At 69.3% G+C, this 22,299-nt stretch carries 19 protein-coding genes and 4 tRNA genes; 13 read left to right on the top strand and 10 right to left on the bottom strand.

Annotated elements, in window-relative coordinates:
• The first annotated feature begins 216 nt into the window (after window positions 1–216).
• The 4 genes from purS to OG285_RS18090 all read left to right on the top strand — a co-directional run bounded on the left by purS (window position 217) and on the right by OG285_RS18090 (window position 4,100).
• Window positions 217–468, top strand: coding sequence for a phosphoribosylformylglycinamidine synthase subunit PurS (gene purS / locus OG285_RS18075; RefSeq protein ID WP_266855405.1), 252 nt, complete (start codon window positions 217–219; stop codon window positions 466–468).
• Entirely contained in the window at window positions 465–1,145 is a 681-nt protein-coding gene (gene purQ / locus OG285_RS18080; RefSeq protein WP_356834909.1) for a phosphoribosylformylglycinamidine synthase subunit PurQ, read from the top strand. The genes purS and purQ overlap by 4 nt, the downstream gene beginning before the upstream one ends.
• On the top strand, window positions 1,142–3,424 hold the full coding sequence (gene purL / locus OG285_RS18085) for a phosphoribosylformylglycinamidine synthase subunit PurL (RefSeq protein ID WP_371791552.1): 2,283 nt from the start codon (window positions 1,142–1,144) through the stop codon (window positions 3,422–3,424). Before purQ ends, purL begins: the two co-directional genes overlap by 4 nt.
• Window positions 3,425–3,584: 160 nt before the next feature.
• Window positions 3,585–4,100 (top strand): winged helix-turn-helix domain-containing protein, encoded by a 516-nt coding sequence (locus OG285_RS18090; RefSeq protein WP_356835038.1) that lies wholly within the window; start codon window positions 3,585–3,587, stop codon window positions 4,098–4,100.
• A gap of 33 nt (window positions 4,101–4,133) precedes the next feature.
• Here the strand turns inward: OG285_RS18090 and OG285_RS18095 are convergent, their stop codons facing one another.
• Entirely contained in the window at window positions 4,134–4,490 is a 357-nt protein-coding gene (locus OG285_RS18095; protein WP_356834905.1) for a DUF805 domain-containing protein, read from the bottom strand.
• Window positions 4,491–4,666: 176 nt separating this feature from the next.
• Between OG285_RS18095 and OG285_RS18100 the strand changes: the two genes are divergently transcribed.
• The 4 genes from OG285_RS18100 (at window position 4,667) to purM (ending at window position 9,071) form a co-directional block, all read left to right on the top strand.
• Window positions 4,667–5,458 (top strand): sterol carrier family protein, encoded by a 792-nt coding sequence (locus OG285_RS18100; RefSeq protein WP_356834903.1) that lies wholly within the window; start codon window positions 4,667–4,669, stop codon window positions 5,456–5,458.
• Window positions 5,459–5,537: 79 nt separating this feature from the next.
• Entirely contained in the window at window positions 5,538–6,332 is a 795-nt protein-coding gene (locus OG285_RS18105) for an META domain-containing protein (protein ID WP_371791553.1), read from the top strand.
• 79 nt (window positions 6,333–6,411) lie between these two features.
• Complete coding sequence (purF, locus tag OG285_RS18110; RefSeq protein ID WP_356834899.1) at window positions 6,412–7,938, top strand: amidophosphoribosyltransferase; 1,527 nt, start codon at window positions 6,412–6,414, stop codon at window positions 7,936–7,938.
• Between the two features lie 32 nt (window positions 7,939–7,970).
• Window positions 7,971–9,071 carry a phosphoribosylformylglycinamidine cyclo-ligase gene (gene purM / locus OG285_RS18115; protein ID WP_371791554.1) on the top strand — a complete coding sequence of 367 codons (1,101 nt, stop codon included), beginning with the start codon at window positions 7,971–7,973 and terminating at the stop codon, window positions 9,069–9,071.
• 166 nt (window positions 9,072–9,237) lie between these two features.
• Here purM and OG285_RS18120 read toward each other — a convergent pair whose 3' ends face one another.
• Window positions 9,238–9,489 (bottom strand): DUF3073 domain-containing protein, encoded by a 252-nt coding sequence (locus OG285_RS18120; RefSeq protein ID WP_356834895.1) that lies wholly within the window; start codon window positions 9,487–9,489, stop codon window positions 9,238–9,240.
• Window positions 9,490–9,768: 279 nt separating this feature from the next.
• A complete protein-coding gene (locus tag OG285_RS18125; RefSeq protein WP_356835036.1) occupies window positions 9,769–10,905 on the bottom strand; it encodes a Glu/Leu/Phe/Val dehydrogenase dimerization domain-containing protein in 1,137 nt (378 codons plus the stop codon).
• Window positions 10,906–11,060: 155 nt separating this feature from the next.
• On the opposite strand from OG285_RS18125, the gene OG285_RS18130 reads away from it, so the two are divergent.
• A complete protein-coding gene (locus tag OG285_RS18130) occupies window positions 11,061–11,921 on the top strand; it encodes a hypothetical protein (protein WP_356834893.1) in 861 nt (286 codons plus the stop codon).
• A gap of 479 nt (window positions 11,922–12,400) precedes the next feature.
• The gene (bldC, locus tag OG285_RS18135; RefSeq protein WP_003949541.1) at window positions 12,401–12,607 is read left to right on the top strand and encodes a developmental transcriptional regulator BldC; all 207 of its coding nucleotides are present in this window, start codon (window positions 12,401–12,403) and stop codon (window positions 12,605–12,607) included.
• Window positions 12,608–13,078: 471 nt separating this feature from the next.
• On the opposite strand, the gene OG285_RS18140 is transcribed toward bldC, so the two are convergent.
• The 3 genes from OG285_RS18140 to hrpA form a co-directional block, all read right to left on the bottom strand.
• Entirely contained in the window at window positions 13,079–13,246 is a 168-nt protein-coding gene (locus OG285_RS18140) for a DUF6274 family protein (RefSeq protein WP_356834891.1), read from the bottom strand.
• 193 nt (window positions 13,247–13,439) lie between these two features.
• A tRNA-Asp gene (locus OG285_RS18145) sits at window positions 13,440–13,514 on the bottom strand.
• Between the two features lie 110 nt (window positions 13,515–13,624).
• Window positions 13,625–17,560 carry an ATP-dependent RNA helicase HrpA gene (hrpA, locus tag OG285_RS18150; RefSeq protein ID WP_356834889.1) on the bottom strand — a complete coding sequence of 1,312 codons (3,936 nt, stop codon included), beginning with the start codon at window positions 17,558–17,560 and terminating at the stop codon, window positions 13,625–13,627.
• A gap of 100 nt (window positions 17,561–17,660) precedes the next feature.
• Between hrpA and OG285_RS18155 the strand changes: the two genes are divergently transcribed.
• Entirely contained in the window at window positions 17,661–18,728 is a 1,068-nt protein-coding gene (locus OG285_RS18155; protein ID WP_356834887.1) for an ABC transporter permease, read from the top strand.
• Window positions 18,729–18,783: 55 nt separating this feature from the next.
• On the opposite strand, the gene OG285_RS18160 is transcribed toward OG285_RS18155, so the two are convergent.
• The 4 genes from OG285_RS18160 to OG285_RS18175 form a co-directional block, all read right to left on the bottom strand.
• Window positions 18,784–18,860, bottom strand: a tRNA-Phe gene (locus OG285_RS18160).
• Window positions 18,861–18,911: 51 nt separating this feature from the next.
• Window positions 18,912–18,986, bottom strand: a tRNA-Asp gene (locus tag OG285_RS18165).
• 39 nt (window positions 18,987–19,025) lie between these two features.
• Window positions 19,026–19,098, bottom strand: a tRNA-Glu gene (locus OG285_RS18170).
• Window positions 19,099–19,179: 81 nt separating this feature from the next.
• Window positions 19,180–20,757 (bottom strand): metallophosphoesterase, encoded by a 1,578-nt coding sequence (locus OG285_RS18175; RefSeq protein ID WP_371791555.1) that lies wholly within the window; start codon window positions 20,755–20,757, stop codon window positions 19,180–19,182.
• A 75-nt stretch (window positions 20,758–20,832) separates the two neighbouring features.
• Here OG285_RS18175 and OG285_RS18180 point away from each other — a divergent pair, with 75 nt between their 5' ends.
• Window positions 20,833–21,183: a metallopeptidase family protein gene (locus tag OG285_RS18180; protein ID WP_356834885.1), complete on the top strand. Its 351-nt coding sequence runs from the start codon at window positions 20,833–20,835 to the stop codon at window positions 21,181–21,183.
• A 347-nt stretch (window positions 21,184–21,530) separates the two neighbouring features.
• Window positions 21,531–22,157: a hypothetical protein gene (locus tag OG285_RS18185; protein WP_356834883.1), complete on the top strand. Its 627-nt coding sequence runs from the start codon at window positions 21,531–21,533 to the stop codon at window positions 22,155–22,157.
• Window positions 22,158–22,299 lie beyond the last annotated feature (142 nt).

Here is a 22,299-nt window from a genome sequence, read left to right on the forward strand (position 1 = left end):
CCTTTGTACAGCGGAAGGCGTCGCATTGTGAAGCCCACCCAATTACATGCGCGTGTCCGAGTGCAATCCGGTAGGCGGATTTTTTCGAGGATTTTCCTTCGGTGTTGTCGGGGCCGATATCTGAACGTGATCGGGCCCGTACGATATCTACCCGCGTAGATTCTCTGGGCAGGTAGTGTGATGGGACCGCCTTCGCACCACACACCGGGAGTGCCAGTGGCACGCGTCGTAGTCGACGTCATGCTCAAGCCGGAGATCCTCGACCCGCAGGGACAGGCGGTGCAGCGTGCACTGCCCCGTCTCGGTTTCGATGGAATCGCCGACGTCCGTCAGGGAAAGCGTTTCGAGCTGGAGGTCGATGGGCCGGTTGATGACGCCGCCCTCGCCCGCATCAACGAGCTCGCCGAAACCTTCCTCGCCAACACCGTCATCGAGAACTTCACCGTGAAGGTGGAGGCGGAGAAGTGACAGCTCGTATCGGAGTCGTCACTTTTCCGGGCACGCTCGACGATCAGGACGCCCTGCGCGCCGTGCGGATCGCGGGCGCCGAACCTGTTTCGCTCTGGCATCGCGACAAGGGCATCCAGCAGGTCGACGCGGTCGTCCTCGCGGGTGGTTTCTCGTACGGCGACTATTTGCGGGCGGGCGCCATCTCCCGCTTCTCGCCGGTGATGGGGACGATCATCGAGCAGGCGAAGGCCGGCCTCCCGGTCCTGGGTATCTGCAACGGTTTCCAGATCCTCACCGAGTCGCATTTGCTGCCGGGCGCGATGCTCCGGAACAACCATCTCCACTTCATCTGCCGCGACCAGAAGCTGCGCGTCGAGAACGCGGAGACCGCCTGGACCGCCGACTACACCGCCGGCCAGGAGATCTCCGTACCCCTCAAGAACATCGACGGCCGTTACGTGGCCGACGAGCGGGTGCTCGACGAGCTGGAGGCCGAGGGGCGGGTCGCTTTCCGGTATCTCGACGGCAACCCGAACGGTTCGCTCCGCGACATCGCCGGCGTCACCAACGCGGCGGGCAATGTGGTCGGTCTGATGCCGCACCCCGAGCACGCCGTGGAGCCGCTGATCGGTACGGGGCGTACCGACGGCATCGGATTCTTCTCCTCGATCCTGAAGAAGCTGGTCAACGCATGACGACTGAACGAAACGAGAGCGCCGCACAGGGCCGCCTCGACACCGTGAAGCACGCCGCTGCGACCCCCGAAGCCGAGCAGCCCTGGAAGGAACTCGGCCTCAAGGAGGACGAGTACGCGCGGATCCGCGAGATCCTCGGCCGCCGTCCGACCGGTGCCGAGCTCGCCATGTACTCCGTGATGTGGTCCGAGCACTGCTCGTACAAGAGCAGCAAGGTGCACCTCAAGCAGTTCGGCGAGAAGGTCCCGGAGAACGACGCGATGCTCGTCGGCATCGGGGAGAACGCCGGTGTCGTGGACGTCGGCCAGGGTTACGCGGTCACCTTCAAGGTCGAGTCGCACAACCACCCCTCGTACATCGAGCCCTACCAGGGCGCGGCGACCGGCGTCGGCGGCATCGTCCGCGACATCCTCGCCATGGGCGCCCGCCCGGTCGCGGTCGTCGACCCGCTGCGGTTCGGCGCGGCCGACCACCCCGACACCCGGCGGGTCCTGCCGGGTGTGGTCGCGGGCATCGGCGGCTACGGCAACTGCCTGGGGCTGCCGAACATCGGCGGCGAGGTCGTCTTCGACCCCTGCTACCAGGGCAATCCGCTGGTCAACGCCGGCTGCATCGGTGTGATGAAGCACGAGGACATCCACCTCGCGAAGGCTTCGGGCACCGGCAACAAGGTCATCCTGTACGGCGCCCGCACCGGCGGCGACGGCATCGGCGGCGTCTCGGTGCTGGCGTCCGAGACGTTCGAGTCGACCGGACCGGCCAAGCGGCCTGCGGTCCAGGTCGGTGACCCGTTCCAGGAGAAGCTCCTCATCGAGTGCACCCTGGAGATCTTCAAGGAGAAGCTGGTCGCGGGCATTCAGGACCTCGGCGGCGCCGGACTCTCCTGTGCCACGTCCGAGCTGGCCAGCGCCGGTTCGGGCGGGATGCGCGTCGAGCTCGACACCGTTCCGCTGCGCGACTCCTCGCTCTCGCCCGAGGAGATCCTCATGAGCGAGTCGCAGGAGCGCATGTGCGCGATCGTGGAGCCGCAGCACGTCGAGCGGTTCATGGAGATCTGCGAGAAGTGGGACGTCATCGCCACCGACATCGGTGAGGTGACCGAGGGCTCGCAGCTGGAGATCTTCTGGCACGGCGAGCAGATCGTGGATGTGCCGCCGCGTTCGGTCGCCCACGAGGGACCCACGTACAACCGGCCCTACGCCCGGCCCGAGTGGCAGGACGCCCTCCAGGCGGACGACGCCAACAAGCTGCCGCGCCCGGCCACTTCGGCCGAGCTCAGGGAGCAGGTCCTGCAGCTCGTCGCGTCGCCGAACCAGGCGTCGAAGGCGTGGATCACCGACCAGTACGACCGTTTCGTGCAGGGCAACACAGTGCTCGCGATGCCCGAGGACGCGGGCATGGTCCGGATCGACGAGGAGTCGAATCTGGGCGTGACCATGGCGACCGACGGCAACGGGCGGTTCGCGAAGCTGGACCCGTACGCGGGTGCGCAGCTGGCGCTGGCCGAGGCGTACCGCAATGTCGCCACCACCGGTGCGAAGCCGCTCGCCATCTCCGACTGCCTGAACTTCGGTTCGCCGGAGGACCCCGCCGTCATGTGGCAGTTCGCCGAGGCCACCCGTGGTCTCGCGGACGGCTGCCTGGAGCTGGGGACGCCCGTGACCGGCGGCAACGTGTCGCTCTACAACCAGACGGGCGACGCGGCCATCCACCCGACGCCGGTCGTCGCGGTGCTCGGTGTGATCGACGACGTCAACCGCCGCACGCCGATGGCGTTCGCGGAGGAGGGCCAGCTGCTCTACCTCCTCGGGGACACCCGTGAGGAGCTGGGCGGTTCGGCCTGGTCCCAGGTGGTCCACGACCACCTCGGCGGGGTGCCGCCCCGGGTCGACCTCGGCCGCGAGAAGCTGCTCGCGGAGATCCTGATCTCGGCGTCGCGCGACGGCATGATCGACGCCGCGCACGACCTGTCCGACGGCGGGCTGATCCAGGCGGTCACCGAGTCCTGCCTGCGGGGCGGGAAGGGCGCGCGTCTGATCGTCCCCGACGGTCTGTCCGCGTTCACCTTCCTGTTCTCGGAGTCGGCGGGGCGTGCGGTCGTCTCGATCCCGCGCAGCGAGGAGCTCCGCTTCAACGACATGTGCGGGGCGCGGGGCCTGCCCGTCACCCGTATCGGTGTGGTGGACGGTGAGGAGATCGAGGTCCAGGGCGAGTTCAGCATCGCGCTGAGCGAGCTGAGGGCCGCTCACGAGGCCACGGTCCCGGCGCTGTTCGCCTGAGCCCTGGTGGTGTGATGCCGGGCCTGCGTGGCAGCGGGTTCGTGTGACAGGCCGGCCCCCGGGACCCGTTGTGGTCCTGGGGGCCGTTTCCGTACGGGCGCGTCGGGCCCACCCCTTGTGCATGATTACGTAATTGCGTAAGTCTGTGCTCATGGAACTTGTGGAACTTGAGGAACGGGTTGCCGCTCTCGAACTGCGCCTCGCCGCAGTGGAGTCGGCGGATGGTGCTGCCGCCCCGCGACCGGGCGGCGACTTCTGGGCCCTCGAAGGGCTGAAGCAGCTGCTCGGGGAGGACGAGGCCAACGCGGCCGAAGTGGCCGACGGGGCCGTGCTCTTCACCGGAGCTGTCCGGCTGCCCACCCGGGAGCAGTACGAGTGGCAGTACGGGGAGCCCACTTCAGCCCTGCTGGAGAGCGACTGGCCCGCGGCGGCCGAGTCGTTCGCCGCGCTCGGTCATGCCGTACGGCTCCGGCTGCTCCGCGAAATCCTGGGCGGCCTGCGCACGGCCGCCGCGCTCGCGGAGCTCGATGAGCTGGGTACGACGGGCCAGATCTACCACCACCTGCGTCAACTGACCGCCGCCGGCTGGCTGAAGACGTCCGGGCGTGGTCAGTACGAGGTGCCCGTAGAGCGGGTCGTTCCGTTGCTGGTCATGATGTCGGCCGCCCGGCCGTGATGACGCGGGCGGCCGTTCCGGGCTTCGGCCGGATCAGTAGCCGGCGGCCGCCTTCGGGTCGGCTCCGTGGGAGTTGCTCTGCCGCTCGCCCTCGGATGCGAGGAAGACGAGCAGGACGATCCAGCCCACGAACGGGACGAGCGCGATGAAGATCCAGCCGCCGGACTTGCCGGTGTCGTGCAGGCGGCGCACGGTCACGGCGAGCGTGGGCAGCAGGACGGCGAGGCTGTAGAGGCCACTGAGCCAGTTGTTGTCGAGCACCACTGCGGAAATGATCGCCAGCACGATGCTGATGATGATGCTGAACAGCGTGAACATCCAGTACTCCTGGCGGCGTGCGCGCCCGCTGAAGCCCACGTAGTTCTTGATTACGTCGAGATACCAGTTCACTTCGGTCCCCCCAAAGTCATGCCGAGCGGCCCGTCTTGGTTGCCGGGCCGGACGGCAGAACTTATGTGGCTTGAAGTGGACTGGTCAAGGCGGCGCGTGACGCCGAGGTCACCGAGCGCTGCCGGCGTGAGGCTTCCCCGGTCGCGTTGTCGGACCCACCCCTTACGCTCACTTTCATGCCGCCGTCCCAGAAACGCGCCCGTCGCTACGACTTCGACACGACCCGCACCGCCGTGCTGGCCCAGTTCGAGCACGTGCGGAGCGCGGTGACCGCCCTCACGCCCGATCAACTCGCGCTGCCCACCCGGCTCGGCGACTGGACCGTGCGCGAACTGGCCGCGCATCTCGTCATGGTCGTCGAGAGTGTCAGCGGTTTCCTCGACCAGGAGGCGCCGGCCGCCCAGGAACTGACCCTGCTGGAATGGCCGTTCGCCACCGCTTCGGTCGCCGTCCAGATCTCCGACGACGTCAGGGCGCTCGCCGCCGCCTCCACCCCCGAGGAGCTGTTCGCCCGCACCGCCGCCCGGATCGGCGAGCGACTGCCCGGCGCCGACGGCGAACGGCTGCTCCGCACCCGCGTCGGCGCCATGCGGCTCTGCGACTACCTGGTCACGCGCTGCGTGGAACTGACCGTCCACACCGACGATCTGAACGCGGCCGCCGGACTGGAGGTCCCGTACGACCGCCAGGCCCTGGCCGCCTGCACCCGGCTCCTCGCGGACGCCCTCGCCGTCAAGGCCCCGGGCGCGTCGACGGAGGTGCGGGTCCCGCCGTTCGCCGTCGTCCAGTGCATCGAGGGCCCCCGCCACACCCGGGGCACCCCGCCCAACGTCGTCGAGACCGACCCGCTCAGCTGGATCCGGCTCGCCACCGGGCGTACGGAATGGCAGACGGCGGTGGACGGAGCGAAGGTCGCGGCGAGTGGGGAGCGGGCCGACCTCTCGGCCCTGCTTCCCGTCATGAGCTGAAGGGGCGGCAGCCATGAGCTGAAGGGGCAGCAGGAACCAGGCGGGGAACCGGACACCCCACCCGTCCCGTCCAACCGCCATGCACACGCAACGAACAGCCGTCGCCGCCCTGGCCCTCTTCGCGCTGGCCGCCTGCGGCACGGAAAAAGGAACAGCGGGTTCGAGTACCCCGGCCGAGCCGGACGTCCCCCTCACCGGGACCGGCTGGACCGTCGACAGCGTCTCGGCCGACGGCACCGTGCGGAAGGCCCCGGCCGGTGCCGGCATCGCATTCGAGAAGGGGCGGGTGAACGGCTCGTCCGGCTGCAACCACTTCAGCGCGCCGGTCACCGTCAAGGACGACACCCTCACCGTCGGCGCCGCCACCAGCACGCTTGTCGGCTGCCCGAAGAACCTGCAGGGCTACGAGACCGCGCTCCACAAGACCCTCACCGGCAGGCTCGCCGTCCACCTCAGCGGCGGCAAGCTCACTCTGCGTACCGGGAAGGGCGACTCCGTGACCCTCAAGCGGAAGCCCGCGGAGCGGACCCCTCCGCTCGTCGGGACGGCGTGGAAGGTGGACGCGCTGACCGACGGCGCGAGCATGTCCACCCTTCCACGGGACACGGCCGGCACCGCGCGGCTGACCTTCGCCAAGGACGGCTCGGTCCGCGGGAAGCTGGGCTGCAACAGGGTCAGCGGTATGGCGAAGGTCACGGGCAGCACCGTCACCTTCGGGCCTCTCACCACCACCCGCATGATGTGCAAGGCGTCCGCCATGACCCTGGAGAGGCGGCTGCTCAAGGTGCTCCATGGGCCTGTGCGCTACGGAATCCAGCACCGCGCGCTCACGCTCACGGCCCACGACGGGACCGGAATCCGGGCCACCGCATAGCGCCGCGTATCGGTCGGGAGGGGCATCGGGGCGGATCCCCAATTCGGACCAGTGGTCGATCTCGCCTACACTCGGTGGCGTGCCTCGTGGTGATGGACGACTCAACCACGACCTGCTCCCCGGAGAGAAAGGCCCCCAGGACGCTTGTGGCGTCTTCGGTGTCTGGGCTCCGGGCGAAGAGGTCGCCAAGCTCACCTATTTCGGACTGTATGCCCTGCAGCACCGTGGACAGGAGTCCGCGGGCATCGCAGTGAGCAATGGGTCCCAGATCCTGGTCTTCAAAGACATGGGTCTGGTCTCACAAGTCTTCGACGAAACCTCTCTCAGCTCTCTTCAGGGCCATATCGCGGTGGGCCATGCCCGCTACTCCACCACCGGAGCCTCGGTGTGGGAGAACGCGCAGCCCACGTTCCGTGCCACCGCGCACGGCTCGATCGCCCTCGGTCACAACGGCAACCTGGTCAATACGGCCCAGCTCGCCGCACTCGTCGCCGAGCTGCCCAAGGAGCACGGCCGCTCCACGCAGCTGGCCGCGACCAACGACACCGATCTGATCACCGCGCTCCTGGCGGGCCAGACCGATGACGACGGCAAGCCCCTCACGATCGAGGACGCCGCTCCCAAGGTGCTGCCCGAAGCCAAGGGCGCCTTCTCGCTGGTCTTCATGGACGAGCACACCCTCTACGCGGCCCGCGACCCGCAGGGCATCCGCCCGCTGGTCCTCGGCCGTCTGGAGCGCGGGTGGGTGGTGGCCTCCGAGTCCGCCGCCCTCGACATCTGCGGCGCCGCCTTCGTCCGCGAGGTCGAGCCGGGCGAGCTGATCGCCATCGACGAGAACGGTCTGCGCAGCACCCGATTCGCAGAAGCGAAGCCCAAGGGCTGTGTCTTCGAGTACGTCTATCTGGCGCGCCCCGACACGGACATCGCCGGCCGGAACGTCTACCTCTCGCGGGTCGAGATGGGCCGGAAGCTGGCCGCCGAAGCTCCGGCGGAAGCCGATCTGGTGATAGCGACGCCCGAGTCGGGTACGCCCGCGGCGATCGGTTACGCCGAGGCCAGCGGGATTCCGTACGGCTCGGGCCTGGTCAAGAACGCCTATGTCGGCCGGACCTTCATCCAGCCGTCCCAGACGATCCGCCAGCTCGGCATCCGCCTGAAGCTCAACCCGCTCAAGGAAGTCATCCGCGGGAAGCGCCTGGTGGTCGTCGACGACTCGATCGTCCGCGGCAACACCCAGCGCGCCCTGGTCAAGATGCTCCGTGAGGCGGGCGCGGCCGAGATCCACATCCGGATCTCCTCCCCGCCCGTGAAGTGGCCCTGCTTCTTCGGCATCGACTTCGCCACCCGCGCCGAGCTCATCGCCAACGGCATGTCCGTGGACGAGATCGCGACCTCGATGGGCGCCGACTCCCTCGCGTACATCTCCATCGACGGCATGATCGAGGCGACGACCATCGACAAGCCGAACCTCTGCCGCGCCTGCTTCGACGGCGTGTACCCGATGGAACTGCCCGACCCCGAGCTGCTCGGCAAACAGCTGCTGGAGACCGAGCTCGCGGCCGGACCGGCGAGCACCGCCGCCGCCGAAGCGCTCCGTCGCCCGTAAGCCCCGCAGTACGACACGAAAGTCCCAGAACCATGTCTGCTGAATCTTCCGAGCGTGCTCCGCACCAGGCCGCCGGTGCCAGCTACGCGGCTGCCGGCGTCGACATCGAAGCCGGTGACCGCGCCGTCGAGCTGATGAAGGAGTGGGTGAAGAAGACACAGCGCCCCGAGGTCGCGGGCCTTGGCGGGCTCGGCGGATTCGCCGGCCTCTTCGACGCCTCGGCCCTGAAGCGGTACGAGCGGCCGCTGCTCGCCTCCGCGACCGACGGCGTGGGTACCAAGGTCGACCTCGCCCGCAAGATGGGCGTGTACGACACCATCGGCCACGACCTCGTCGGCATGGTCGTGGACGACCTGGTCGTCTGCGGCGCCGAACCGCTCTTCATGACCGACTACATCTGTGTCGGCAAGGTCTTCCCCGAGCGTGTCGCCGCGATCGTCAAGGGCATCGCCGAAGGCTGTGTGCTGGCCGGCTGCTCGCTGGTCGGCGGCGAGACCGCCGAACACCCCGGCCTGCTCGGCGAGGACGACTTCGACGTCGCGGGCGCCGGTACGGGCGTGGTGGAGGCGGACCGGCTGCTGGGCCCGGACCGGATCCGCGAGGGTGACGCGGTCATCGCGATGGCCTCGTCCGGACTTCACTCGAACGGGTACTCGCTGGTGCGCCATGTCGTCTTCGACCGGGCCGGCTGGGCGCTGGACCGGGAGATCGCGGAGTTCGGCAGGACGCTGGGCGAGGAGCTGCTGGAGCCGACCAGGATCTACTCGCTGGACTGCCTCGCGCTGACCCGTACGACCGAGGTGCACGGCTTCAGCCACATCACCGGCGGCGGCCTCGCCAACAACCTGGCCCGGGTGATCCCGGACCACCTGCACGCCACGGTCGACCGTTCGACCTGGACCCCGGGCGCGGTCTTCGACGTCGTCGGCGGGGCCGGACAGGTCGAGCGCCTGGAGCTGGAGAAGACCCTCAACATGGGGGTCGGCATGATGGCCGTCGTCCCCGCCGAGTCCGTGGACGCGGCCCTGGCGACCTTCGAGGACCGGGGCCTGGACGCCTGGGTCGCGGGGGAGATCACCGGACGCGGCGCTCACTCGACGGGCGCCGAGCTGACCGGGGACTACGCCAAGTAGGCGGCCGGGAACAGGTCCGGACGCGAAGGGCCGCCCGCGCCGCACCGGCGGGCCGGTACACCGCCTGGACAGCACTGAACCCGGTCCGTGGCGCGAGCCCTGGACCGGGTTCAGTGTGACAGCGCAGCCGGAGACGGCGCCGGGAAATGCTGTGAGGTGTTGTACGTCAAGCGCCGCGGCGCTGAGACGAAGGACCGGACTCGTCGTCCTCGTCCTTATCCTCGTTATAACGATCCGCGTACTGTGCGTACGGGTCATCTTCCTCTTCGTCGTCCTCGAACGGCTCCGCGTTCGGTGGCTGACTCGTAGGAGATGCGCCCAGCTCATTGGCCAGACGTGACAGGTCCGTTCCGCCGCTGCTGTACTTCAGCTGGCGGGCGACCTTCGTCTGCTTGGCCTTTGCCCGGCCGCGCCCCATGGCTCGACCCCCTCGGTGACGGGGCTCGACGGCCCCAGAGTCTTGACACCCGTTCATGATTCGGAACGGACTCTCCGTAAAGAGTCCGGTCCGTAGGGCTTCAACGGTACCTGCTTCCGCGGCCATACGGTACGCCGCCCGCAGGCAGCGTCGCTTCACAGAACCGGCGAGGAGCCCCGTCCTCGCTGGTCAGCTGCGATTTTAACCTCTTCTTGGCGGCCGACCCGCCGACGGGGGTGAGTCACGTCTCCCCGACAGCGGGTCAGCGGGCGCGCACGGTCAGTGGTCGCGGGCCGAACGGGCGGCCGCCATGCGCTGCTCGGCGATCCGGTCGGCCGCCGCAGCCGGCGGAATGCCATCTTCATTTGCACGTGCGAATATTGCCAGTGTGGTGTCGAAGATCCTCGCCGCCTTCGTCTTGCACCGGTCGAAGTCGAAGCCGTGCAGTTCGTCGGCGACCTGGATCACCCCGCCGGCGTTCACCACGTAGTCGGGGGCGTAGAGGATGCCCAGGTCCGCGAGGTCCTTCTCGACGCCGGGGTGCGCGAGCTGGTTGTTGGCCGCGCCGCACACGACCTTCGCGGTGAGCGCCGGCACCGACGCGTCGTTGAGCGCGCCGCCCAGCGCGCACGGGGCGTAGATGTCGAGCCCCTCGGTGCGGATCAGTGCCTCGGTGTCGCCGACCGCGGTGACCCGGCCCGGGTGGCGGTCGGTGACGCGGCGCACGGAGTCCTCCCGTACGTCCGTCACCACCACCTCCGCGCCCTCGGCCAGCAGGTGATCGACCAGGTGGTGGCCGACCTTGCCGACACCCGCCACGCCGACCTTGCGGCCACGCAGCGAGGGGTCGCCCCACAGGTGCTGGGCGCTGGCCCGCATGCCCTGGTAGACGCCGAAGGCGGTCAGCACCGACGAGTCGCCCGCGCCGCCGTTCTCGGGGGAGCGGCCGGTGGTCCAGGCGCACTCACGCGCCACCACGTCCATGTCCGCGACGTACGTGCCGACGTCGCACGCCGTCACGTACCGCCCGCCGAGCGAGGAGACGAACCGGCCGTAGGCCAGCAGGAGTTCCTCCGTCTTGATCAGCTCGGGATCGCCGATGATCACGGCCTTGCCGCCACCGTGGTCCAGCCCGGCCATGGCGTTCTTGTACGACATTCCGCGGGCGAGGTTCAGCGCGTCCGCGACGGCCGCCTCCTCGTTCGCGTACGGGTAGAAGCGCGTGCCGCCGAGGGCCGGGCCCAGGGCGGTGGAGTGGATGGCGATCACGGCCTTGAGGCCGGAGGCGCGGTCCTGGCAGAGGACGACCTGCTCGTGTCCGCCCTGATCCGAGTGGAACAGGGTGTGCAACACATCCACAGGTACGGCAGGGACGCCAGGGACGTCGGCGACGTCCGGAACACGAGCGCCGGTCATATCGGTCACGGTGGTGACTCCCAAGTACGAGGCGGCGGCCCTCTTACGGGTGGAGAGGGCCGGATGGCAGCAGATTAGGGCCTGCGCGTCCGAGGATCAGGCGCAGTGCCGAGGATCACCCCCTCGTTCCGCATCGACATGGGACGATTCACCTTATGGCGGTGGTGTCCTCAGTGATCGTCCCCTATACGTCCTACCTGCGGGTGTACGAGCCCTTGGCGGCCTTCCCGGAGGCCGAGCGCGACCACTGGGCCCGCTATGCGCGGCGCAGCGATCTGCCGACGGCGCAGGACGAGCTCCGGCGCGCGCTGGCGGATCTGCTGCCGACGCCTCCGGTCGCCGTTCCGGTGCACGAGAGCGCCGACGCGTTCGTGGCCGAGCTGGACGGTGTGGTCTGCGTCTGCCCCTGGCGGACCAGGCTGCGCGGCTGGCAGGCCCTGGAGGCGATGGCGGGGCAGTACCCGGAGCCGGTGCTCGACGTGGTGCTCCCGCCGGTGGTGCGCCTGCAGGCCGCCGCCGACTACGAGCGCTGGCTGGAGCGGAACCCGGACGCGCGGCCGTGGATCCGGACGACGGTCTGGCATGTCCCGGTGCGCTGGTTCACGCTCTTCGACGACGAGGAGCGCGAGTACGAGAAGGGCGGCCCCGGTGAGGGGGCGTCCGCCGGGACGCCGCCGGTCATGCGCTACCGGACGCCGATGGTGCAGGCGAGGCGTCGGCTGGCCCGGTCGCTGAAGACGCTCAGGGAGCACTTCGAGGAGGGGCCGCTCACCGAGGGTCTTGTCGATGTCGGGAAGTGGCTGGAGGAGTTCCACCCCCGGTCGCTGGTCGAGCTCGACTACGGCGGTCTGGTGCACGCCCTGTCCGGCGAGCAGTTGGAGGAGGACCGGTCGGCCGCCGATGTGGCGGCGGCGGTGGCGGCGCTGCGCTCGGGCGACGAGGAGACGGCGGACGCCGCGTACGAGCGCCTCGCGGACCGCTGGCGGGCCGTCCGGGCACGGCAGACCGCGAACTGACGGCCTTCGCCCGTCCGGGGGACGGCCGGGGTCGGGGACCTAGGTCCTGATCCGGGCCTTTACGTCAAGCGTGACGGACCGCACTAACCGGGGCCTTGCGCCCATCCCCCACCCTCGTGTCAAAATAGGACAAGGAGTCCGGGGAGGGCTCCGTCCGTCCAAGTAAGGGCGGATTCCTCGGCATTGCACTCTATGGGGGGTCTGATGACTCCTGATGACCATGTGACTGATCGTCACTGCGACGTGACTGTCCGCTATGGCATGGTCCATCGGGCTTCGGCCGCTGATGAGCGCCTGAGAGGGCAATTCCATCGGTTTGGCCGACGTGGCTGGACGGATGGTGTAGTTGTAGTGCCGAAGACAAGCCGTTCGTCCTATAACCGACTCGGCCCGTGTCCGCCATTTCGGGCAACGCGGGTCAAGGTGCAGAATTTAGAGGAAAGAACCGAGATGGTTCGGTTCTCCCGAGGAGGCCGCTCATGACCGCTCGCACCCCTGATGCCGAGCCGCTGCTGACCCCGGCTGAGGTTGCCACGATGTTCCGCGTGGACCCGAAGACGGTCACCCGCTGGGCGAAGGCGGGCAAGCTCACGTCCATCCGAACGCTGGGTGGGCATCGCCGGTACCGCGAGGCAGAGGTCCGTGCTCTGCTCGCGGGTATTCCGCAGCAGCGCAGCGAGGCCTGAACACCCTAATAAATCGGGCGTTTTCGGGTCCCCCAACCCGATTAGGCCCGTTATTGCTCCACTTGACGGCTGTCCGCCCCAACGGACTTCCGTTTTTGATCGCGCTGGACTCCGCCGGGTCCAGCGCGATCTTTTTTGTGTCATGCCCTGCCCGGCGCCGTGCAGGGCTGTGGCGATCCGGCCTCCGGCCGGTCACCGGCCGCTCGCGCGGGGCCGTCTGCCGGGCCCTCAGGGCTTGTTGGGGGGCGTCCGATTCCGCCCTGTCGTCCCGTTGTCGGTGCGCTGCCGGAGGCTCAGCGTGTGCCGCTGGTTACGTCTCGCACAGCAGTGCAATTGCACATATTAAATTGGGCCGTTGTAGGAAGGGGTTAAGTTCAGTACTTATCAAAACTCTTTCCGTGACACCCGTCACATGGCGGGGCACTTGCCAAACCTGAGCCTGTCACGGAAAGACCCGGTGGGCGTCATGGTTCACCGGCGCGCCGGGGGCCGGCCCTCCTCGGTGGCGGACGGCTCCATCGCCAGCCGCAGCAGCCGGTGGCAGACCGCGCAGTGCCGGGTGAGGTGGCGGTAGCCCACAGCGGCCGCCAGATGGGCGCGCAGCAGCGCCCGCGTCTCGTGTCGCGCCGCAGTCGTCATACGCCGACCCCCTGCCGCCCTCCGGGCCGTGGCAGCCTGCCGCCCGGCCGCCCTGCGAACCCCTGCTGTCTGTCTGAAGTACCCGCGGGCGGGACGCGCCGTCAAGACGCGTGCGCGGGCGGCGGGGGGCCGGAACGGCAGAAGGGCCCGCATCCGGCGAGGATGCGGGCCCTTCTGCTGTGCTCTTCTACTGCGGTCCTGACGGGATTTGAACCCGCGGCCTCCACCTTGACAGGGTGGCGAGCACTCCAAACTGCTCCACAGGACCAGGTTTCGCAGCCCCGCTGTACGAGAGACTCGCACGGTGTCGCTTCCGCTTGGCTGCGAGACAGACTGTACAGGAGGTCGGGGCCCCCGGTCGAACCGGCTGCGAACCGCTCAGCGGACCCCCGCGACCACCGCGTCGATGGCCTTCACGATGCGCTTGTCCGAGACCGTCTGCGCGGTGCCGAGGGCATGCGCGAAGTAGCTCACCCGCAGCTCCTCGATCATCCAGCGGATGTCGAGCGCCTCCTTGGGCACCGGCCGCCCCTGCGGCAGCTGCTCAAGCAGCCAGGCGTACTCGTCCTGCATCTCGTGGACCTTCTCCATCCGCGTGGTGTCGCGCTGGACGGCCGTAGGCATCTGCTGGAGGCGGCGGTCGGCCGCGACCAGATAGCGCATCAGGTCCGGCAGCCTGCGCAGCCCGGTGGCGGTGACGAAGCCCGGCTTGATGAGCGTCGCCAACTGGGTCCGCACATCCGCCAGGTTGGCGACGAGCACCAGGCTGCTGGTGGACTTCAGACGGCGCTCGGCCGCCTGCCAGGCCGCCAGGATCTGCTGGACCTGGTCGACCGTCCTGATGGTCGTCTCGACGAGGTCGGCGCGCACCTTCTCGTACAGCTTCCGGTACGACTCCTCGTCCCAGGCGGGCCCGCCGTGGTCAGCGATCAGCTGGTCCGCCGCCGCCATGGCGCAGTCCTCGAAGAGCGCCTGGACCGAGCCGTGCGGGTTGCGGGACAGGGCCAGCTTGGCCTGGTTGCTGAGCCGGTCGGACGCGAACTTGGCCGGATTCACCGGGATGTTGAGCAGGATGAGCCTGCGGGTGCCCCGCCACATCGCCTGCTGCTGTTCGGCCTGGGTGTCGAAGAGCTGTACGGATACGCTCCCGCCCGCGTCGACCAGGGCCGGGAAGGCGCGGACCGGCTGGCCGGCCCGCCTGGTCTCGAAGACGCGGGAGAGCGTGCCGACCGTCCAGTCGGTGAGCCCGGTCCGCTCGACCGACTCGCCGGCCGGGCCCGCGGTCGCCGCTGCCGCCTTGGAGATCGCCTGGCGGGCCTTGGGGCGAAGCCGGAGCTTGAGGGCTTCCAGGTCCTTGTCCTCGGCCACGTTGCGGCGACGCTCGTCCACGATCCGGAAGGTGATCTTGAGGTGGTCCGGCACCCGGGAGAGGTCGAAGTCCTCGGCCGTGACCGGGACGCCGACCATGCGCTGGAGCTCCCGCGCGAGCGTCAGCGGCAGCGGTTCCTGGAGGGGTACCGCGCGGTCCAGGAAGGCGCCGGCGTAGTTCGGCGCGGGCACGTAGTGGCGGCGGACCGGCTTGGGCAGGGAGCGGATCAGCTCGGTGACCACCTCTTCGCGCAGCCCCGGGATCTGCCAGTCGAAGCCCTCCGGCGTCACCTGGTTGAGCACCTGGAGCGGGATGTGGACCGTGACGCCGTCCGCGTCCGCGCCGGGCTCGAACTGGTACGTCACCCGGAACTTCAGCTTCCCCTGCCGCCAGGAGTCCGGATAGTCGTCCTTGGTGACGGCTCCGGCCTTCTCGGTGATCAGCATCGAGCGCTCGAAGTCGAGCGCCTCGGGCTCGTCCCGCTGCTTGTGCTTCCACCAGGAGTCGAAGTGCGCGCCGGAGACGACGTGTTCGGGGATCCGCCCGTCGTAGAAGTCGAAGAGGGTCTCGTCGTCCACCAGGATGTCGCGCCGCCGTGCGCGGTGCTCCAACTCCTCGACCTCGGCGAGAAGTCTGCGGTTGGCCGCGAAGAACTTGTGGTGCGTGCGCCAGTCACCCTCGACCAGTGCGTTGCGAATGAAAAGTTCCCGGCTGGTCTCCGGGTCGATCCGGCCGTAGTTGATCTTGCGCTGGGCGACGATCGGGACGCCGTACAGCGTGACCCGCTCGTACGCCATCACCGCGGCCTGGTCCTTCTCCCAGTGCGGCTCGCTGTACGTGCGCTTCACCAGGTGCTGGGCCAGTGGTTCGATCCACTCCGGCTCGACCTTGGCGTTGACCCTGGCCCACAGCCGTGAGGTCTCCACCAGCTCGGCGGACATGATGAAGCGCGGCTGCTTCTTGAAGAGCGCCGAGCCGGGGAAGACCGCGAACTTCGCGTTGCGGGCGCCCAGATACTCGTTCTTCTCGGTGTCCTTGAGCCCGATGTGCGAGAGCAGCCCGGCGAGGAGCGAGGTGTGCACCGCCTGCTCGGGCGCGTCCTCCTCGTTCAGCCGGATACCCATGGTCCTGGCGACCGAGCGCAGCTGCGCGTAGATGTCCTGCCACTCACGGATCCGCAGGAAGTTCAGGTACTCCTGCTTGCACATCCGGCGGAAGCTGGAGGAGCCGCGCTCCTTCTGCTGGTCGCGGAGGTAGCGCCAGAGGTTGAGGAAGGCGAGGAAGTCGGAGGTCTCGTCCTTGAAGCGGGCGTGCTGCTGGTCGGCCTGCGTCTGCTTCTCCGCCGGGCGCTCGCGCGGGTCCTGGATGGAGAGCGCGGCGGCGATGACCATGACCTCGCTGACGCAGCCGTTCCGGTCGGCCTCCAGGACCATCCGGGCCAGCCGCGGGTCGACGGGCAGCTGGCTGAGCTTGCGCCCCTCCTCGGTGAGCCGCCGCTTGGGGTCCTTCTCCTTGGGGTCCAGCGCGCCGAGTTCCTGGAGCAGCTGGACACCGTCGCGGATGTTGCGGTGGTCCGGCGGGTCGATGAAGGGGAACTTCTCGATGTCACCGAGGCCGGCCGCGGTCATCTGGAGGATGACGGATGCCAGGTTCGTACGGAGGATCTCGGGGTCGGTGAACTCCGGGCGGGTGAGGAAGTCGTCCTCGGTGTACAGCCGGATGCAGATGCCGTCCGACGTACGGCCGCAGCGGCCCTTGCGCTGGTTGGCGCTGGCCTGCGAGATCCGCTCGATGGGCAGCCGCTGGACCTTGGTGCGGTGGCTGTAGCGGGAGATACGGGCGGTGCCCGGGTCGATCACGTACTTGATGCCGGGGACGGTCAGTGAGGTCTCGGCGACGTTGGTGGCGAGCACCACCCGTCTGCCGCCGCCGGAGGGCCGCTGGAACACCCGGTGCTGCTCGGCGTGCGACAGCCGTGCGTACAGCGGCAGTACCTCGGTGCGGCGCAGGTTCCGTTTGTTCAGTGCGTCGGCGGTGTCCCGGATCTCGCGCTCGCCGGAGAGGAAGACCAGCACATCGCCCGAGCCCTCGCCCTGCAGCTCGTCGACCGCTTCGCAGATGGCGGTGATCTGGTCCCGGTCGCCGTCGTCGCCCTCCTCCTCCAGGAGCGGGCGGTAGCGCACCTCGACCGGGTACGTACGGCCGCTGACCTCGACCACCGGGGCGTCGCCGAAGTGCCGGGCGAAGCGCTGCGGGTCGATGGTGGCCGAGGTGATGACGACCTTCAGATCAGGCCGCTTCGGCAGCAGCTGGGCCAGGTACCCCAGCAGGAAGTCGATGTTGAGCGACCGCTCGTGCGCCTCGTCGATGATGATCGTGTCGTACGCGCGCAGCTCGCGGTCCGTCTGGATCTCGGCGAGGAGGATGCCGTCCGTCATCAGCTTGATGAAGGTGGCTTCCTGGTCGACCTGGTCGGTGAAGCGGACCTTCCAGCCGACCGCCTCGCCCAGCGGGGTGTTCATCTCGTCCGCGATGCGCTCGGCGACCGTACGCGCGGCGATCCGGCGGGGCTGGGTGTGGCCGATCATGCCCCGGACCCCGCGCCCCAGCTCCAGACAGATCTTCGGGATCTGGGTGGTCTTGCCCGACCCGGTCTCACCGGCGACGATCACCACCTGGTGATCCCGTATCGCCTCGGCGATCTCGTCCTTCTTCCGGCTGACCGGAAGCTGCTCGGGGTAGCTGACGGCGGGCACCCGGGCAGCCCGGCGCGCCATGCGGGCGGTGGACTTCTCCGCGTCGGCGGCGATCTGGTCCAGCGCGGCCTGCCGGGCCTCTGGTTTACGGATACGGCGGGCGCCCTCCAGGCGTCGGCCGAGCCGGTGCGCGTCGCGCAGCGACAGCTCGTTGAGCGTGGCCTGGATATCAGCGAAGGAAGTAGACATACCTGATCCAGGATCTCACCCTGCGCAACCCGCTGGCGAACGGATTTGGACGCCCGTTTATGTACACGTATGTCCGCGATGCGTGGTTTAGCTTGGTTCCATGTCGGACGAGACGGAACACCACGGCGCCCACAGCGCCCACGGCAGGCATCCGACCGGGGCCGAACGGTGGGAGGCGTTCCGGAAGTCGCCCTTCGTGCCGGCGACCGTGCTGCTGTTCATCCTGGCCGCCGCCGCCGGGCTCTTCGCCGGTTCGTACACGTACTTCATGGCGAACCCGACCCCGCACCGCGTACCGACCGCCGTCGTCGGCCCCTACGGATCGCCCACCGGGAAGCGGTTCATCGACGGGATGGAGAAGGCCCTCGACGCCTCGCTGAAGCTGCATGTGTACGGGACGGACGCCCAGGCGCGGCGGGCCGTGGACCAGCAGAAGGTCTTCGCGGTCGTGCATGTACGGAGCAGTGCGGTGCAGCTCGACGTGTCCGGGGCGTCCGGTGCCTCGGTCGCGCAGGTGCTCGTGGAGTCCGCCCCCGCGGTGGCGAAGGCGACCGGCGTGCCGGTCCGGGTGAAGGACGTCAACCCGCTCCAGAAGGGCGATCCGCGGGGGCTCGCGCTCTTCTACATCTCACTGGCCGCGGTGATCGTCGGTTTCGTCGGCGCGATCCAGCTCTCCGTGCACGCCCGCGGTCTGAATCCGGCGGAGCGCATCGCGTACATCGTCGCCAACGCGCTGCTCGGAGCCTTCGCCATCGCCGCCGTCGTCGACTGGCTGCTGGGCGCGCTGGATCTGCCGTTCGTGGAGTCGTGGCTGATCCTGGCCTTCACGATGTTCACGTCCGGCATGGTCTTCACGATGTTCAACACCCTCATCGGCCGCTGGGCGATGCTCCCCACCTGGGGGCTGATGGTGCTGCTCGGCAACCCGTCGTCGGGCGGCGCGGTGTCCTGGCCGCTGCTTCCCTCGACGCTGGGCCGCATCGGCCAGTGGCTGCCGCCGGGCGCCTCGGTCAATGCCCAGCACACCGCTGTCTACTTCGGCGGCTACCAGCACGCCTTCCCGTTCCTGGTGCTCGCCGGGTGGTCGCTGGTGTCGTGTGCCGTCTTCTGGACCTGGCGCCACCGGCACCCGGGCGGGCGTACGGTGCTGGGCGGCCGGCGGGCGTAGCGCAACCCCGGAATACACGAAAAGCCCCGACGCGCCGTCGGGGCTCTCGAAGTAATGGTGGCTGGGGCCGGGATCGAACCGGCGACCTATCGCTTTTCAGGCGATCGCTCGTACCAACTGAGCTACCCAGCCTTGGGGTATCCCCTGCTCGAAGAGCTTGGGGAAGCAGCGGTGACGCTGCAGCGGTCCTGACGGGATTTGAACCCGCGGCCTCCACCTTGACAGGGTGGCGAGCACTCCAAACTGCTCCACAGGACCAAGCAATGTGCGAGAAATATTCTCGCACACAGTTGTGCGTGCCCCCAACGGGATTCGAACCCGTGCTACCGCCTTGAAAGGGCGGCGTCCTGGGCCACTAGACGATGAGGGCTAAGGGCCCGCCTGGGCGCTTTGCAGCGCGTCGGGGACGTCCCGAAGCATATGGGATGGCGGCGCCGTTCGCCAAAACGGTTTAGCGCGGAGTGCGCGAGGGCTTGGCTCCCGGCAGGTTGTCGTCCGGCAGATGCCTGCTGACCTCGGCCGTCGTCAGGCCGAGACCGCCCAGCGTGATCTCGTCCCAGGCCTGCAGGTGCCGGGTCGACCGGTCCAGGTAGAGCACCGAAGCGAGCACCTTCTCCGGGTGCTTGTTCTGTACGGCGCGCAGACCGCCGCCGCCCGTCGAGCCCTCCACCTTCAGCCGGGTGCCGAGGGGGAGCAGCTGGTTCTCGCGGTGGTGGACGTGCCCGGCGAGCACCAGCGGGACCGTGCCGTCCGTCTCGCGGGCCGCCTGCGGCTCGTGCGCGACCGCGATGTCGACGGGGGTGCCGGCCTCCTTCTGGTCCCGGATGGCGGAGGCGAGCCGGATTCCGGCCAGCCGCTCGGCCGCGTCACCGCCGGGCACGACCGAGCGGTCCGGGGTGAACTGCGGGTCGCCGGTCCCCGCGATCCGCAGCCCACCGACCGTCACGGCGCTGCCGTTGTCGAGCACGTGCACGTTCCTGAGGTGCTTCAGATACTTCTGCGTGGTGGCCGAGTCATGGTTGCCACGGACCCACACGTACGGCGCGCCCAGATCCCGTACCGGGTCGAGGAAGGTGTTCTCGGCGGCGCTCCCGTGGTCCATCGTGTCGCCGGAGTCGATGATCACGTCGATCTTGTACTGCTTCACGAGCGAGCCGATGATCTGCCACGACGCCGGGTTGAGATGGATGTCGGAGACGTGCAGGACGCGGATCGTGCCGGGGTCCGGCTGGTAGGCGGGGAGGGTCGACGTGGCGTCGTACAGCTTCGTCACGTTGGTCACGAGGCGGGCCAACTCCTGCTGGTACACGTCGAATTCCGTGACGATCGAGCGCGCGTTGCCGACCACCTGCGGGGCGGACGAGAGCAGCCCGGAGAACTTCGGCTCCAGCAGGGACTTGGGGTTCCAGGTCGCGTACGCGGTGGCGCCCGAAGCGGCGAGGAGCACGAGCGCGAGGCCGCCGGCCGCCAGGGCGCGGCGCGGCCTGCGGTAGACGACCAGGCCGAGCGCGGTGGCGCCGATCACCACGGCGGCGCAGGACCGGGCGGCCAGGTCGAGGGTGCTGTGCTCGACGTCGTGGGCGATCTCGGTCTGGAGGCCGGAAATCCGTTCGGGGTGTTCCACCAGGGCCTGGGAGCGGACCGGGTCGAGGCGGTCCACGTCGACGTCGAGCCGGATGGGGGCGGTGTGCGAGTCGAGTTCGAGCGCACCGAGCGGTGCGACGTTGATCTTGGTGCCGCCGGTGAGCGAGGGCCGCAGCGTCATGGTGGTGTCCATCGGGCCGACCTGCGACCGGACGTTGCCGACGACCAGCAGCCCCAGCCAGGCGCCGAGCAGGACGACGGCGACCATGACCGGCCCCCGGACCCAGGGGTGCGGACGAGGGGCGAGGGAGAGCTCGGGCGGCGCGGAGCGGGGGCGTGCGGTCCGGGTGCCGCCGGTGCGTGGCCGTCCGGCGCGTGGCCCCCGGATGCGGGGACGGCGCGCGCTCAGTGCCCGGAGTTGCCGTAGTCGATCGGCGGCGGCCATTTGTGCGGTATGCCCACGGGGTGGAAGTCCCATGCGGACCCGGCGCATACGGGGGAACTACGGGACAATGGGCGGGTGCTGGAGATGACGCGTGAGGAGTTCGAGGAACTGGTCGCCGAGGCGCTGGACCGCATCCCGCCGGAGCTGACCCGGCTGATGGACAACGTCGCGGTGTTCGTCGACGACGAGCCGGCCTCCGACGACCCGGAGCTGCTCGGTCTCTACGAAGGGACACCGCTGACGGACCGCGGCGAGTGGTACGCGGGTGTCCTGCCGGACCGGATCACGATCTACCGGGGGCCGACGCTGCGGATGTGCGCCTCCCGGGAGGAGGCGGTGGCCGAGACGGAGATCACCGTGGTGCACGAGATCGCGCACCACTTCGGGATCGACGACGAACGGCTGCACGCGCTGGGGTACGGCTGAGCGGGGTGCCGAGGTGCCCGGTGCGGCGGGCTTCGCGCTCCTGGTGACTCGCCCCTTCGCGCCCCTTCGTGCCCGTTCTCGCCCCTTCTCGGTTTCCCGGTTCGGGTTTCCCGGTTCGGTTTCCCGGCTCGGCTTTCCGGCTTGGCTTCTGGTCAGGCGGCTTTGCCCTCTTGAGGGGTGTTCCGCTCGTCCTGACGGGTTGTTCCGCCTGTGCGCGGGGGTTCCGCCGTACAGCGCGCCGCCGGGGTGGTGTCCGTTCGGCGGGCCGCCGGGGCGTGTCCCTTCCGGGGGCCGGGGAGTTGGGCAGGGCGGTCCCGCCCAGCCCGCTCCCTCCGGAGGTGCGCCCCGTGCGCCAGTTGCCTGTCCCCGCCCGGTTGATCGCCGCCGTGATGACGGTGGCGGCGTCGGCGGGCTGTATGAGTGTCAGCGACCACCCCGGCCGGCCCGCGCCGTCCGCCACGAAGGGGACGCAGCGTACGGACACCCGGTCGGACGGCGCGGCCGCCGCCCCGGACAGCGGTGGGCGGGACCAGGTGCACGCCGGGCCCGGCGGGAAGGGCGAAGGCGGGGACGGGCAGCCCGCGCACGGGAAGTCCGGCCGGAAGGCCCAGGGCGGGAGCAAGGCCGGGAGCCCGGCGAAGGGCGGTGACGGGGCGGAGGCCTCGGCGGACCCGTCCCCCGGCGCTCCGCGGCCGTCCCGGCCCGGGCACTCCGGGGCCGGGCGGCCGCCGGGGCAGGGTGGCAGGCCGTCCGGCCGTCCGGCGCCTCCCGTCAGCAGTCCCGAGCCGCCCGCGCAGCCCTCGGACCCGCCGCGGACGAGCCCGGCGCCCGATCCGGGCAGCTCGCCGCCCGGGGCCACCACGGCCCCTTCCGCCGGGCCCGCCAAGCGGTCCGAGGCGATGCTGATTCCGCTGGCATCACCGCAGGCGGAGCCGGTGCGGCAGGCCGGGTTTGCCAGGGAGGGGGGAGGGTGAGTATGGTAGTAGATCGTTTGATCCCATTGCCCGGCGCCACTGTGTCTCTTGATCAGCAAGAGACGAAGAGCGCCCCGAGGCGCGTACTCTCCCTTACCGTGACTGGTCCGCATTGAGGCGGTCGAAATAGCGATTCACGGAG

It is taken from the genome of Streptomyces sp. NBC_01471 (assembly GCF_041438865.1).
Lineage (GTDB): Bacteria > Actinomycetota > Actinomycetes > Streptomycetales > Streptomycetaceae > Streptomyces.

What these genes read in the sequence shown, in the direction of transcription:
- purL (WP_371791552.1), top strand. Translation starts at nt 1,142, where the DNA reads ATGACGACTGAACGAAACGAGAGCGCCGCACAGGGCCGCCTCGACACC.
- OG285_RS18100 (WP_356834903.1), top strand. Translation starts at nt 4,667, where the DNA reads ATGCCGCCGTCCCAGAAACGCGCCCGTCGCTACGACTTCGACACGACC.
- OG285_RS18105 (WP_371791553.1), top strand. Translation starts at nt 5,538, where the DNA reads ATGCACACGCAACGAACAGCCGTCGCCGCCCTGGCCCTCTTCGCGCTG.
- purM (WP_371791554.1), top strand. Translation starts at nt 7,971, where the DNA reads ATGTCTGCTGAATCTTCCGAGCGTGCTCCGCACCAGGCCGCCGGTGCC.
- OG285_RS18120 (WP_356834895.1), bottom strand. Translation starts at nt 9,489, where the DNA reads ATGGGGCGCGGCCGGGCAAAGGCCAAGCAGACGAAGGTCGCCCGCCAG.
- OG285_RS18125 (WP_356835036.1), bottom strand. Translation starts at nt 10,905, where the DNA reads ATGACCGGCGCTCGTGTTCCGGACGTCGCCGACGTCCCTGGCGTCCCT.
- OG285_RS18130 (WP_356834893.1), top strand. Translation starts at nt 11,061, where the DNA reads ATGGCGGTGGTGTCCTCAGTGATCGTCCCCTATACGTCCTACCTGCGG.
- bldC (WP_003949541.1), top strand. Translation starts at nt 12,401, where the DNA reads ATGACCGCTCGCACCCCTGATGCCGAGCCGCTGCTGACCCCGGCTGAG.
- OG285_RS18140 (WP_356834891.1), bottom strand. Translation starts at nt 13,246, where the DNA reads ATGACGACTGCGGCGCGACACGAGACGCGGGCGCTGCTGCGCGCCCAT.
- hrpA (WP_356834889.1), bottom strand. Translation starts at nt 17,560, where the DNA reads ATGTCTACTTCCTTCGCTGATATCCAGGCCACGCTCAACGAGCTGTCG.
- OG285_RS18155 (WP_356834887.1), top strand. Translation starts at nt 17,661, where the DNA reads ATGTCGGACGAGACGGAACACCACGGCGCCCACAGCGCCCACGGCAGG.
- OG285_RS18175 (WP_371791555.1), bottom strand. Translation starts at nt 20,757, where the DNA reads ATGGCCGCCGCCGATCGACTACGGCAACTCCGGGCACTGAGCGCGCGC.